The 13,183-nt window shown below is 72.3% G+C and carries 12 protein-coding genes; 7 read left to right on the top strand and 5 right to left on the bottom strand.

Annotated elements, in window-relative coordinates:
• Positions 1-60: 60 nt before the first annotated feature.
• On the bottom strand, positions 61-858 hold the full coding sequence (locus tag ABT288_RS24885) for a tyrosine-protein phosphatase (RefSeq protein ID WP_351611660.1): 798 nt from the start codon (positions 856-858) through the stop codon (positions 61-63).
• Between the two features lie 173 nt (positions 859-1,031).
• Here ABT288_RS24885 and ABT288_RS24880 point away from each other — a divergent pair, with 173 nt between their 5' ends.
• Together ABT288_RS24880 and ABT288_RS24875 are read left to right on the top strand one after the other, a co-directional pair.
• The gene (locus tag ABT288_RS24880; protein WP_351611741.1) at positions 1,032-3,104 is read left to right on the top strand and encodes an alpha-galactosidase; all 2,073 of its coding nucleotides are present in this window, start codon (positions 1,032-1,034) and stop codon (positions 3,102-3,104) included.
• Positions 3,105-3,284: 180 nt separating this feature from the next.
• Positions 3,285-4,070, top strand: a complete 786-nt coding sequence (locus ABT288_RS24875; protein WP_351611740.1) for an SGNH/GDSL hydrolase family protein — start codon at positions 3,285-3,287, stop codon at positions 4,068-4,070.
• A gap of 164 nt (positions 4,071-4,234) precedes the next feature.
• On the opposite strand, the gene ABT288_RS24870 is transcribed toward ABT288_RS24875, so the two are convergent.
• The 4 genes from ABT288_RS24870 to ABT288_RS24855 all read right to left on the bottom strand — a co-directional run bounded on the left by ABT288_RS24870 (position 4,235) and on the right by ABT288_RS24855 (position 6,631).
• Entirely contained in the window at positions 4,235-4,849 is a 615-nt protein-coding gene (locus tag ABT288_RS24870; RefSeq protein ID WP_351611658.1) for a TetR family transcriptional regulator C-terminal domain-containing protein, read from the bottom strand.
• An 83-nt stretch (positions 4,850-4,932) separates the two neighbouring features.
• Positions 4,933-6,117: a glutamate dehydrogenase gene (locus ABT288_RS24865; RefSeq protein WP_351611655.1), complete on the bottom strand. Its 1,185-nt coding sequence runs from the start codon at positions 6,115-6,117 to the stop codon at positions 4,933-4,935.
• Positions 6,114-6,341 carry a thiamine pyrophosphate-dependent enzyme gene (locus ABT288_RS24860; protein ID WP_351611737.1) on the bottom strand — a complete coding sequence of 76 codons (228 nt, stop codon included), beginning with the start codon at positions 6,339-6,341 and terminating at the stop codon, positions 6,114-6,116. The genes ABT288_RS24865 and ABT288_RS24860 overlap by 4 nt, the downstream gene beginning before the upstream one ends.
• The gene (locus ABT288_RS24855) at positions 6,341-6,631 is read right to left on the bottom strand and encodes a hypothetical protein (RefSeq protein WP_351611653.1); all 291 of its coding nucleotides are present in this window, start codon (positions 6,629-6,631) and stop codon (positions 6,341-6,343) included. The genes ABT288_RS24860 and ABT288_RS24855 overlap by 1 nt, the downstream gene beginning before the upstream one ends.
• A gap of 219 nt (positions 6,632-6,850) precedes the next feature.
• Between ABT288_RS24855 and ABT288_RS24850 the strand changes: the two genes are divergently transcribed.
• The 5 genes from ABT288_RS24850 (at position 6,851) to ABT288_RS24830 (ending at position 13,174) form a co-directional block, all read left to right on the top strand.
• The gene (locus tag ABT288_RS24850; RefSeq protein WP_351611651.1) at positions 6,851-8,017 is read left to right on the top strand and encodes an MBL fold metallo-hydrolase; all 1,167 of its coding nucleotides are present in this window, start codon (positions 6,851-6,853) and stop codon (positions 8,015-8,017) included.
• Positions 8,018-8,123: 106 nt separating this feature from the next.
• Complete coding sequence (locus ABT288_RS24845; RefSeq protein ID WP_351611649.1) at positions 8,124-8,867, top strand: TetR/AcrR family transcriptional regulator; 744 nt, start codon at positions 8,124-8,126, stop codon at positions 8,865-8,867.
• A gap of 121 nt (positions 8,868-8,988) precedes the next feature.
• Positions 8,989-9,306, top strand: coding sequence for a hypothetical protein (locus tag ABT288_RS24840; RefSeq protein ID WP_351611646.1), 318 nt, complete (start codon positions 8,989-8,991; stop codon positions 9,304-9,306).
• A 9-nt stretch (positions 9,307-9,315) separates the two neighbouring features.
• Positions 9,316-10,377, top strand: a complete 1,062-nt coding sequence (locus ABT288_RS24835) for a M14 family metallopeptidase (RefSeq protein ID WP_351611644.1) — start codon at positions 9,316-9,318, stop codon at positions 10,375-10,377.
• A gap of 382 nt (positions 10,378-10,759) precedes the next feature.
• Positions 10,760-13,174 carry a sensor histidine kinase gene (locus ABT288_RS24830; RefSeq protein WP_351611641.1) on the top strand — a complete coding sequence of 805 codons (2,415 nt, stop codon included), beginning with the start codon at positions 10,760-10,762 and terminating at the stop codon, positions 13,172-13,174.
• The last annotated feature ends 9 nt before the right edge of the window (positions 13,175-13,183 follow it).

The following is a 13,183-nucleotide window of genomic DNA, read 5'->3' as shown; positions in this document are numbered from 1 at the left end:
TGGACGGACGCGGCGCGGCCGCCTCGGGTCGGTCCGGCACACGCGCGTGCCGCACGTCGTTCAGTCCAGCAGGCGCTCGCGCAGCACCTCGAGGGACGCCGGGGTGAGGCCGAGGCCCTGGTTCAGGTAGGTGTCCACCCCGCCCCAGGTCACCTCGATGGTCTCGAACGCCGCCTCGAGGTACTCGGCGCGGGCGTCGAAGAGCGGGCTGAGCAGCTCCATGATCTCCGGGGTGTACGCGGTGTCCAGGCTGCCGTTGCGGCGGACCTTGTAGCGCCGGTGCTTGGCGTTGGACTCCAGGTAGTCGGCGACGATCGCCTCGCGCTCCACGCCGAGCGCGAGCAGCGTCACGGCTATGGAGATGCCCGCGCGGTCCTTGCCCGCGGCGCAGTGCATCAGGGCGGGCACGCTGTCCTCGGCGAGGGCGCGCAGCACCCGGGAGTGCTCGGTGGTGCGCTCCGCGACGATCGACCGGTACGAGGCGATCATCCGGGCCGCGCCCTTGCCGTCGGCCAGGATGCCGCGCAGCTGGTCGAGGTCGCCGTCGCGGACCATCTTCCAGAACTCGGCGCCGTCCGCCGGGTCGCTCAGCGGCAGGTTCACGTTCCGCACGCCGGGCAGCTCGACATCCGGGCCCTCCAGCTTCTGGTCGGCCGTGTTGCGGAAGTCGAAGATCGTGTGCAGGCCCAGGGAGGCGAGGAAGGCGGTGTCGTCCTCGGTCGCGTGCGCCAGATGCCCGCTGCGGTACAGCACGCCGTGCCGCACCCGCCGTCCGTCCGTGGTCGGCAGCCCGCCCACGTCACGGAAATTGCGCACGCCGGCCAGCTCCGGCTCGGTCGACGGGACCTGCTGCGTCACGGGGGCTCCTCCCGGTCGGGCCCCGCCGTCGCGACTCGTCGGCGGGCACTCCGTCGACGATACGACATCGGTTTCCTCGGGCAAGGAGTTGTCCACAGCCATTGTCACCAGGGGCTCCGCCGCCTGATGATGTTGGCACTTGAGCGGATCTGTTGGCACCTGTGAGGTCTTACGTGGTGGACATCGCCGAAGACGGTCGTACCTGGCTCCTGTCGGGGCCCACCAGCAGCTATGCCCTGCGTCTCACCGACGCCCAGGAGCTGCTGCACCTGCACTGGGGGCCACGCATCGCGCTCCCGGACGCGGAGGCCCTGGCCGAGGACCCGCTGCCCGGCTACTGGCCCTTCGAGTCCCCGCTCGACGGCCGCGAGGAGTACCCCGTCGAAGGCGGCCCCCGCTTCGTCCGCCCCGCCCTGTCCGTGCGCACCGACGAGCGCCGCGGCACCGAGTGGCGTTTCGTGTCGTACGACACGGAGGGCGACGCGCTGCGGCTGCGCTTCGACGACGACGGCCTCGCCGTCACCCTGCACTACCGGATGCGCGGCGATGTCGTCGAGCGCTGGGTCACCGTGGCGAACGACACACACGCGCGCGTGGAGCTGCTGCGCGCCGACGCGGCCACCTGGACCCTGCCCGACCGCGACGGCTGGCGGCTGTCCCAGCTGCACGGCCGCTGGGCCGCCGAGTCCCTGCTCACCACCGCCCCGCTCACCTACGGCGAGAAGGTCATCGGCAGCCGCCGCGGCCACACGGGCCACCAGCACCTGCCCTGGGTCGCGCTCGACACCGACGCCACCGAGGAGCACGGCGAGGTCTACGGCTGCGCGCTCGGCTGGTCCGGCTCCTGGCGTATCGCGGTCGCCCAACTCCCGGACGCGCGCGTGCAGATCACCGGCGGCGCCGGCTACGACGACTCGGGCCTGCTCCTCCTCGAACCGGGGGAGTCGTACACCACTCCCGTCTTCGCCGGACTGTGGAGCGACGGCGGCTTCGGCGGCGCGAGCCGCACCTGGCACGCCTACCAGCGCGCGTACGTCATCCCGGACGCCGGACGGGACCGGCCGGTGCTGTTCAACTCCTGGGAGGCGACGAACTTCGACATCTCCGAGGAGCAGCAGCTCGCGCTCGCCCGCCGGGCCGCCGCGATCGGTGTGGAGCTGTTCGTCGTGGACGACGGCTGGTTCGGCGCCCGCACCAGCGACCGCGCGGGACTCGGCGACTGGACGCCCAACCCCGACCGCTTCCCGCACGGCCTGAAGCCCCTCGCCGACCAGGTGCACGGCCTCGGCATGCAGTTCGGCATCTGGGTCGAGCCGGAGATGGTCAACCCGGACAGCGACCTGTACCGCGCTCACCCCGACTGGGTGCAGTACCAAACGGGGCGCAAGCGGACGGAACTGCGCAACCAGCTCGTCCTCAACCTCGCCCGCGAGGACGTCCAGGAGTACCTCTGGGAGCAGCTGGACACCCTCCTCTCCAGCGCGCCGATCGACTATGTGAAGTGGGACTTCAACCGCTGCTTCACCGACGCCGGCTGGCCCGGCGAGCCCTATCCGCAGCGCCTCTGGGTGGACCACGTCCGCGCCCTGTACGCCCTGCTGGACCGGCTGCGCGCCGCCCACCCGCGGGTCGCCTTCGAATCCTGCTCGGGCGGTGGCGGCCGGATCGACCTGGGAGTGCTGAGCCGTACCGACCAGGTGTGGACCTCCGACAACACCGACCCGCTGGACCGGCTCGCCATCCAGCACGGCTTCAGCCAGATCCACCCCGCCCGGGTCATGGCCGCCTGGGTCACCGACAGCCCGAACACCCAGCTCAACGGCCGCGTCAGCTCCCTGCGGTTCCGGTTCGTCAGCGCCATGGCGGGCGTCCTCGGAGTCGGCGGCGACCTCACCGAGTGGACCGACCAGGAGCTGGCCGAGGCCCGGCAGTGGGTCCAGCTCTACAAACGGATCCGCCCGGTCGTCCAGCACGGCGAGCTGTACCGGCTGCGGCCCCCGGCCGGCGGTCTGAGCGCCGTCCAGTACGTCCTGGGGGAGGAGACGGTGGTCCTCGCCTGGCTGCAGGCGCAGAGCTACGGCGAGCCCGTACCCGCGCTGCGCCTGCGCGGACTCGACCCGACGGCGTCGTACGCATGCCACGAAACGGGCGAAGTACACCGGGGGGCCGTCCTGCTGCACCACGGGCTGCGCACCGGGCTCAAGGGCGACCTGGACGCGACGATTCTCCGGCTGCGCCGCATCTGACGGCCACCGGGTCGTCACGTGGTCAACGCGTCCCGGATCAGCCGCATTCCTGGATTGGCAAATCATTTAAGAGTGTCACATCTCACCGTTCGTCAACCCCTCCCTACGGTCGCGTAGGTCACATGTGAAGGTGAATCATGGTCCGACGTGGCAGACGATTCGAAGAATGACAACAGATCAGTGATCGGGTCGTACGTGGCGGTGGGGGACAGCTTCACCGAGGGCGTCGGCGACCCGGGGCCCGACGGGGCGTTCGTGGGATGGGCCGACCGGTTCGCGGTCCTGCTCGCAGATCGGCAGCCCGAGGGCGATTTCGAGTACACCAATCTCGCGGTACGCGGGAAGCTGCTCGACCAGATCATGGAGGACCAGCTCCCGAAGGCCGTCGAACTGGCCCCGGACCTCGTCTCCTTCTGCGCGGGTGGCAACGACATCATCCGCCCCGGCACCGACCCGGACGAGGTGGCCGAACGCTTCGAACGGGCGGTGGCCCAGCTGGCCGAGGCGGCCGGCACGGTGATGGTGACCACCGGCTTCGACACCCGTGGCGTCCCCCTGCTCAAGCATCTGCGCGGCAAGATCGCCACGTACAACGGGCACGTCCGCGCCATCGCCGACCGGTACGGATGCCCCGTGCTCGACCTGTGGTCCCTGAAGTCCGTGCAGGACCGCAGGGCCTGGGACAGCGACCGCCTGCACCTCTCGCCCGAGGGGCACACGCGCGTGGCGCTGCGCGCCGGTCAGGCCCTCGGTCTGGAGATCCCGGCCGACCCGGAGCAGCCGTGGCCGCCGCAGGCGCCCCGGGGCACCCTGGAGATCCGCCGTGACGACGTCCACTGGGCCCGCGAGTACCTGGTGCCGTGGATCGGCCGCCGACTGCGCGGGGAGTCCTCCGGCGACCATGTGACCGCGAAGGGCACCCTGTCGCCCGACGACATCAAGATGCGCATCGCCTCGGTGGCGTGACCAGCACCGACGTGCCCCGCCCCGCACAGCCTGCGGCGCGGGGCACGGTTGTGCACGGGCGTGGTTCCGCGTTACCGGACTCGCGCGGCGTGGGGTGTCCGTCGTCCGGGCGGGGGCCTGGGCGGATCCCGAACCACACGGGCACCCGCCTGCCCACCAGAGATCTAACGTTCCGTCAGTGTGGCTCGCTCCAGGCCCAGTTCGCGTGCGAGCGCGTCGTCGACCCATTCCTGTGCACGTGCCCGCGGTACCGCTCCCGGGTACGACGTCAGCTGGACCGCGAGCCCGTCCAGCAGCGCGGTCAGCCGCAGCGCGGCGCCGGCCGGGTCGGCGCAGGCGAACTCGCCCCCCGCCACGCCCTCGGCGATGACCTCGGCGATCGCCGCCTTCCACTGCTTGTCCAGGTCCCGGGTGACCTCCCGCAGGGCCGGCTCGCGCAGGGCCACGGCCCAGCCCTCGATCCACAGCCGCCAGCCCTTGGCCTGCCCGGTCGGCGCGTACCAGCGCACCGCGGCCCGCAGCCGGCGCAGCGCGGACGTCCGCCGGCCCAGCAGCTTGCGCAGATGCGCGAGGTCGTCCTCGGCCGCGTAGGCGAACGCGGCGGCGACCAGCTTCTCCTTCGTCGAGAAGTGGTACAGCACCAGCGCGTTGCTCACCCCGAGCGCCGCGGCCACGTCGGCGATCCTGACCGCCGCCACGCCCCGCACCTCGATCTGCCCGATGGCGGCCCGCAGCAGCTCCTCCCGCCGCTCGGCCACGCTCAACCGCACTCTCGCCACGCGGTCACCCTAGTCCGTTGCCAAGGGCGGCGCCGAAGGGGGCTGGTTCCCCTCCGCCAAGCCGTGCTCGAACCGCGGCGCGCTCACCGGTACCACCCGAAGCGGTCCGCGATCACCGGCAGCCGGTCGGTCACCAGCGCGTGGGCGGCCGCACGCGGAGTCGTGCCGTCGGCCTCCGCGCGCGCGAGCATCAGCCCGATCAGAGCGCGCATCGACCGCCGGATGTGCGCGAAGGCCACCTCGGCGTCCGCGCCGATGTCGCCGAACAGGGTCCACCACCACCAGGCGTTGGTACCGGAGTTGACCACCACATCCGGCAGCACGGTGACCCCGCGCGCGGCCAGCAGCTCCTCCGCCTCCGGCAGCACGGGCATGTTGGCGGCCTCCACGATCCAGCGGGCGCGGATCCGGTCCTGGTCGGCGGTGTCGATGGCGTACGACACCGCTGCCGGCACCAGCACCTCCACGTCGGCGGACAGCCAGGCGTCCCCGGGCAGTTCGCGGTCGCCGGGGCGCAGCACACGGCGGTCGACGGTGCCGTAGGCGTCCCGCGCGGCCAGCAGGGCCTCGACATCCAGCCCCGCGGGGTTGGCGATCGTGCCCTTGATGTCGGCGACCGCCACCACCGTCAGCCCCGCGCGGGCGAGGAACCGCGCGGTGGCCCCGCCCATCGTGCCGAGCCCCTGCACCGCCACCCGGGCGCCCGCGTACGGCACGCCCGCCCGGTCCAGCGCCGCGAGCACCGACTCGGCGACCCCGCAGCCGCCCGCCAGCTCGTCCAGGCCGATGCCGTCCACCTCGACCGCGAAGGCGTCCGCGAGCCGTTCGCGGGCCACCGCCTCGTCGTCCAGCAGCGGGTACACGGCCTGGATGGAGGAGACCAGACCCGCCTCGGCCGCCGCGCGGTCGACCAGGTCCTGGGTGAGGCCGAGGTCCTCGCCGGTGGTCCAGAGACTCTCGATGTACGGCCGCATGGCGCGCAGATAGCGCACCAGCAGCCCGTACGCCCCCGGATCCTGGGGATCGCAGTCGATGCCGCCCTTGGCGCCGCCGAGCGGCACATAGCGGGCCTCGGGGTCGTAGTGCAGGGCCTCCTTCATCGTCATGCCGCGGGCGAGCCCCGTCACCTCCTGAAGGGTGCAGCCGGGGCGCATCCGCAGCCCGCCGCTGGCCACGCCGCGAACCAGCCGGTCCACCACCAGGAAGCCCTGGCGGCCGGTGACGTGGTCGGTCCAGACGAGCGACATCAGGGGAGCGGGGGCGGTCATGGGGTCTCCTCGGGGACGGTGATCAGGGTGGAGCAGAGCCGGTCGAGGGCCTCGGTGACGGCACGCGCCAGTGCGGCCGGGTCGTACGCGCGCGTGCCGTGTCCTCCGTAGGCGCGGGCCGGGGCGGGCAGGTCGGCCGGCACGAGGCCCACCGCGGCCGGCGCGTCGCCGCGCGCCCGCATCTCGTCGCGGACCTCGCCGTAGCCGCCGTTGTCGAAGACCACTATGGGCAACGGCCGTCGGCTCGGCGACCTTGGCGCCCGGCGCGGCGGGCAGGCGGGGGGAGGGCGCCGTAGCAGCAGCACTGGGCGCTGTCGGAGGTGATGACGGCGTCGGCCGCCGGCACCGCGCGCAGGGCGGCCACCTGGTCGGCCACGCGCGTGTGCGTGCCAACCGCGGGTACGCGCGCGTGCCCGTCCGCCGTGCCCGCGTACATCCGGTCCCGATCGAGATCGACGCGTACGAGCGTGCCGTACTCCTCCGGCAGCATGAACCCGGTGGGGAGGGCGGACACGGTGCCTCCAAGGCGGCCGCGGACGGTGGTCGGCGAAGGCGCCGTAGCAGAGCTCTACTGAATAGTGAGTCAGTATCCGGAGCCGGTGCGTGCCCTGTCAACGGGCTGAACGGAGGTTCAGTAGTGTGCCGCCGGGCACGCAGGGGTACCCCCGCCAGGACCGGGCTGTCGTAGGGGCCGCCCATAATGGGGAGCTCACCCACTCCACCGGGAGGTACCGTGACCGGACTGCGTTCCTCGAGCCCGGGGCCCCGCGCGCTGCGGCCCGCAGCCTTCGGCGCGGAACCGGGCGGTGAGCGCCTGGCACGCATCCGCCGCTCCCCCCACTTCAAGGACGGCGTCTTCCAGAACCCGGGCGGCACCGCGCGCACCCGGCCCTCCGGCTCCACGCTGGACCTCGCGAAGGTGTTCCTCGACAAGGAAACCCGGCCGCTGCGTGCCCCGAAGGGCACCGTCCCGGTGCATCCCACCACCTTCGCCGACCTGGCCAAGCCGCCCGCCACCGGACTGCGGCTGACCTGGATGGGCCACTCCAGCGTGCTCGCGGAGATCGACGGCCACCGGGTCCTGTTCGACCCCGTCTGGGGCGAGCGCTGCTCTCCGTTCCCCTTCGCCGGCCCCAGACGGCTGCACCCCGTGCCGCTGCCGCTGGCCGCGCTCGGCGAGGTCGACGTGGTCGTCATCTCGCACGACCACTACGACCACCTGGACCTGCCCACCATCAAGGCGCTGGCCGGCACGGACACCGTGTTCGCCGTGCCGCTCGGCGTCGGCGCCCACCTCGAGCACTGGGGCGTCTCCGCGGACCGCCTGCGCGAGCTGGACTGGCACGAGTCGACACCGGTCGGCGGCCTCACCCTCACCGCGACGCCCGCCCGCCACTTCTGCGGCCGCGGCCTGCGCAACACCCAGCACACCCTCTGGGCGTCCTGGGCCGTCGCCGGCGAGGAGCACCGGATCTACCACAGCGGTGACACGGGCTACTTCGACGGCTTCAAGGACATCGGCGCGGACCACGGCCCGTTCGACGCCACGATGATCCAGATCGGCGCGTACAGCGAGTTCTGGCCGGACATCCACATGACCCCCGAGGAGGGCCTGCGCGCCCACCTCGACCTGCAGGGCGGAGCGCCGCACGGCGCGCTGCTGCCGATCCACTGGGGCACCTTCAACCTTGCCCCGCATCCCTGGGCCGAGCCGGGCGAGTGGACGAAGGAGGCGGCCGAGGAGGCCGGCCAGGCGGTGGCCCTGCCCCGCCCGGGCGAGCCCTTCGAACCGGCGGGCAAGCTCCCGGCGGAGGCCTGGTGGCGCGGGGTGTCGGGGGAGCTGCGGCGCACCTGGCGCTCGGTCGGCGCGTTCGTGGCGGAACCACCCGCCCGGAGATGACGCCGCTGAGTTTTCCGACGCCCTGTGGCCGTCCCTGAAGCGTGCTCAGGATACGGATAAAACGTACAATTAAAAACGAAATATACGTCGTATCCGGAGTGCGGCCATGGCTCAGCGGGACAACCCCGAGAGGCGGGGACGCCTCAGTCGCCCGCTGGTGCTCGGCGCGGCTGTCGCCCTCGTCGACCGTGACGGGCTCGCGGCCCTGACCATGCGCCGCCTGGCGGCCGACCTGGGCGTGGAGCCGATGGCGATCTACCGGTACGCCGACGGAAAGGAAGGCCTGCTCGACGGGTTGGTCGAGGCGTTCTTCGAAGAGGTCAACCAATGGCTGCGCACGTCGGCGCGGGAGTCCCTCGCCGATGCCGGCGCCGTACCGGCCGAACCGCCCTGGCGGGCCGAACTGCGCCGTGTGGCCCGGGCGTTCGCCCGCGTCGTGCACGCGCATCCCGAGATCCTGCCCGTGGTCGCCACCCGCCCGCTCAGCGTGCCCGTGGCCCGGCGCCCGAGGGCCTGGCTCCAGCTGACCGAGCACATGCTCGCCGTCCTCGCCCGCGCCGGATTCGACGACGCCACCGCGCTGACGGTCTACCGCACCTTCGTGGCCTGGACCCTCGGCTGCCTCCTCGTGGACAAGCGTCAGGTCGTGGACGATCCCGACGAGCCGGACGTCATGCTGCGCCTGGGTCTGCACCGGCTGTCCGCCGCCGAGTATCCGCGGCTGCGCGCCCTCGTCCCGCGCTTCGGCGACTACGACGACGAGCAGGAGCTGATGACCGGCCTGGACATCCTCCTCGGCCGCCTGCCCGAGCCTCCGCTTGACGCCTTCTACGGCGGCGGCGCACGCTGAGGATACGACGTACACATCGGGCATATGCTTACAGACCTCTCGAACTGCGCGCGCTCTTCGTCCGTACCACTCGCGCCGCCGGCGCGGCCCAGGCAGCCCGACGGCGCCGGAAGAAGCCGTCATGTCCACCACTGCTCAGCCCATCCTCCGCGTGCGCGTCACCGCCCGGGACGCCGACACCCTGCGCGCCCTGCTGCGCGACGCCCGCCCCGATGTCGGAGGCCGTCCCCACCGGTCCGACGACGGCCGGGTCACCATCGACGCCTATGTGACGGCCGAACAGGCCGAAGCCCTCGAACGCGAGGGTGTCTCCGTCACGATCGTCGAGGACGCCACCGCCGCCGGACACGCCCGGCAGGCCGAGGTCGGCGAAGGCGACCGGTTCGCCGCCGCCGACGCCGTGCCCCGCGGGCTGGCCGTCAAGGTGACGGACGCCTAGGAGGACGCCATGACGTATCTGAACATCACCGAGGTCGAGTCCGCCCTGGCAAGCCTGGCCACCGCCTACCCGTCCACGAGCGAACGCCTTGCCCTGCCCGAGACCTCGGTCGAGGGCCGGAGCTGCCACGCCCTGCGGATCGGCTCCGCCCCCGCCGGATCGAAGGACTGCGTCGTACTGATCGGCGGCGTGCACGCCCGGGAGTGGGGCAGTTGCGAGATCCTCGTCCACCTCGCGGCCGATCTGCTGGAGGCCCACGCCACCGGCACCGGTCTCGGCTACGGCGGGACGAGTTTCACCAGGGACCAGGTGCGCGGCATCCTGGACGGGCTGGACCTCGTCGTCTTCCCGCTGGTCAATCCGGACGGCCGGCTCTACAGCCAGACCGTCGCGCCGATGTGGCGCAAGAACCGCGATCGGGCGCACTCGGGCGGCGACCCGGCCCGTATCGGCGTGGACATCAACCGCAACTACGACTTCCTCTTCGACTTCGCCAAGGCCTTCGACCCGAACGCCCCGGTGCAGGTCTCGGCCGACCCGGCCGACCTCGTCTACCAGGGCCCGCACGCCTTCTCGGAACCCGAGACGCGCAACGTCAAGTGGCTGCTCGACACCTACCCGCGCACCCGCTGGTTCGTCGACGTGCACAGCTACTCCGAGGACATGCTGACCAACTGGGGGGACGACGAGAACCAGTCCCAGTTCACGGACCAGCGCTTCGACAACCCGGCCTTCGACGGTCGGCGCGGGTTGAGCGGCGACGCATACGCGGAGTACATCCCGAAGTCCGACGCCGACGACTCCATCGTGCTCGCCGAGCAGTTCTGCGCCGCGCTGCACGGCGTGCGTGGCCGTAGCTACACCCCGAAGACCGGCTTCCACCTGTATCCGACCTGCGGGACCAGCGACGACTACGCCTACTCCCGGAGCTTCACCAACGCGGCGAGCGGCAGGATCCTCGGGTTCACCGTGGAGTGGGGCACGCGCTTCCATCCGCCGTGGGCGGAGATGGAGAACATCATCCTGGACGTCGACGCCGGTCTCGTGCAGTTCTGCCTGACCGCACTCTGAGGCCCGCACATATGTGCAAAGACGCGTATGTACAAAGGACACGTACGGCGTATATCCGACGTACATCCCCGCGTCCCAGCCAAGGCCAAAGCGGATACTCTCCGTAGCAATTTGCCCGGGTGTCTCATGGCGGGTCAGGTCGGCGGACGTACGGAATGTCCAGAAGATGATCACGTCGGCGTGACCGGTTCTGCGCGAGTCGTATCGATGTCCTTCGCGTCCAGATCCCGTATACGACCGGGTAATCGGTCTGTCGTACGAGGCGTCATACCAGAGTGGGACCAATCCTGCGGGACTTTGTCAACTGCCCCCCGCACATGAGGGGGAGGCGACTACTGTCAGTGGCCGGATGGCAGCCCGACGGACCAGTACGAGGACGCAGATGTCTGACCAGCGAGCACCGGTCACCCGTGCCGACCGCCGAGAGGGCGGACGGCACGGGAGACCGGTCGCCCGACCCGCTCCCGCACTGCCCGAGACGCACATACGGCCCCAGCTCATGCGGCTCGCCGTCCTGCCGCCCCTCGCGGTCGCACTGAGCGCCTCCGCCGCGGTCCTCTTCAGCATCCGCTCCACCGGCGCCCGCACCGGCCCCACGCTCTGGGCCGTACTCGCCGGAGCGGTCGCCGTGACCGTGGCCGGCATCCTCATCGCCGCCGTGGCCGCCGACCGGGCCGCCCGCTCGGTCTCCGACCGCGTCGACGCGCTGCGCCGTACCGCCGCACGCGGCGAGGCCGACCTGCACGCCCTGGTCGACGCGCTGCGCCAGGGGGAGGCCCCGCCGCAGCGCACGCCGCGCCGCCGGCCGCCCGAGGACGCAGACGACTTCGAACTGCTCGCCGCCGACCTGGCCCGCGCGCACGACGGCGCCGTCACCGCCGTCGTGCGCGCCGCCCAGCTCTCGAGCCAGGCGGGCAGCGAGCAGAAGCTGGAGGTCTTCGTCAACCTCGCGCGCCGGCTTCAGTCCCTCGTGCACCGGGAGATCTCGATCCTCGACGACCTGGAGAACGAGATCGAGGACCCCGAACTGCTCAAGGGCCTGTTCCACGTGGACCACCTGGCCACCCGCATCCGGCGACACGCCGAGAACCTCGCCGTGCTCGGCGGCGCCGTCTCCCGGCGCCAGTGGAGCAACCCGGTCAGCATGACCGAGGTGCTGCGTTCCGCCATCGCCGAGGTCGAGCAGTACTCCCGGGTCAAGCTGGTGCCGCCGATCGACGGCGAACTGCGCGGCCACGCCGTCGCCGACGTCATCCATCTGCTCGCCGAACTCATCGAGAACGCCTCGGTGTTCTCCGCCCCGCAGACCCAGGTCCTGCTGCGCGCCAACCTCGTCACCTCCGGGCTCGCCGTGGAGGTCGAGGACCGCGGGCTCGGCATGCCCGTCGGTGAGCAGAACCGGATGAACGCCCTGCTCGCCGACCCCGACCAGGTCAACGTCGCCAGCCTGCTGGCCGACGGCCGCATCGGCCTCTACGTCGTCTCCCAGCTCGCCCGGCGGCACGGCATCCATGTGCGGCTGCAGACCAACATCTACGGCGGTGTCCAGGCCGTACTCGTCGTCCCGCAGGCTCTGTTGGGTACGGCACCCGGGGCGGCCGGTGCGGCCGGGGCGGACACCGGTGCGTCGCCGCAGGTACGGCTTCCGGGGCAGGTCGGCGGACATGGCCAGGGCCGGGCCCAGGGCCAGGGAACCGGGCAGGAGCACGGGGCGCACGAGGCGGGGCAGATGCGGGAGTCCATGCCCGCGCCCACGCCCGTGCCCGCGCCTGCGCCGGGAGTGCGGGGCGCGGGCGTGAGCCCCGCGCGGGGCGGTGCCGGGGCGGGGGCCGAGGCGCCGGCCGACTCGGGGGCCGTAGCCGGGGGAGGTGCCGTGGTCCCGGGGGGCCAGGACGGCTCCGGCGTCGGGCAGGCTCAGGTGACCGGGCGGCGACGGCACGCCCAGCGCGGGGGCGGGCTGCGGGGCGCCGAGAGCGGCCCGGTGCGACGTGGTGCGGACAGCGGTGACGGCGGACGGAACGGAGATGGCCTCGCGCCGCTTCCCGTGCGGGGCGCCCGGCCGGACCGGCCCACCCCCGCCGAGGCCCTGCCCGGCATCAGCGCCGGGGACCGGGCGGCCGTCGAGGCGCACGCGGGTGTCCTGCCCACGCCGCGCACCGACACCGTGCGCGGCACCATGAACAAGCCCCAACTGCCCCGCCGCCGGGCCCAGGAGCACATCGTCCCCCAACTGCGCGGCGGCCCCGCGCCCCGCCAGGACGGCGACACCGTCCCCGGCCACGACCCGGGGCTGATGGCGGCCTTCCAGCGCGGGATCGGACTAGCCGAGGCCCAGCAGCACATGGAGGGGCAGGAGCCCACCAGCCTGGACACCGGGCACCTGGACTCGGCGTCCATGGACTCCGCGCATATGGGCTCAGCCCCCATGGAGCCCGCTCACACGGGCGCGGCCCACATCGAGGCCGCGCGCATGGAGTCCGTCCCCAGGGAGTCCCCGCACTTGGATTCAGCCCACATGGAGTCGGCCCACATGGAGCCCGCCCACACGGACTCCACTCACATGGACAGCGCCCACGCCTCACCCATGACGGACCATCATTTCTGGCCCGCTGTACGGGAGTTCACCGACCCACCGGGCGTCCGGCCCGACCACATGGGCTCAGACCACCCGAGCGCGGACCACATGGGCTCCGACCACACGGACCCCACCCCCATATCCCAGGGGCGCACCCACGCGCCCGCATCCGACGGTGCCCGTGGCGCCGGCCGGCCCGACGGGAGCGCCCCGGCCGGCTGACGCCCGCAC

The organism is Streptomyces sp. NPDC001093, from assembly GCF_040298985.1.
GTDB lineage: Bacteria > Actinomycetota > Actinomycetes > Streptomycetales > Streptomycetaceae > Streptomyces.
This window is presented reverse-complemented; position numbering and strand designations above follow the sequence as displayed.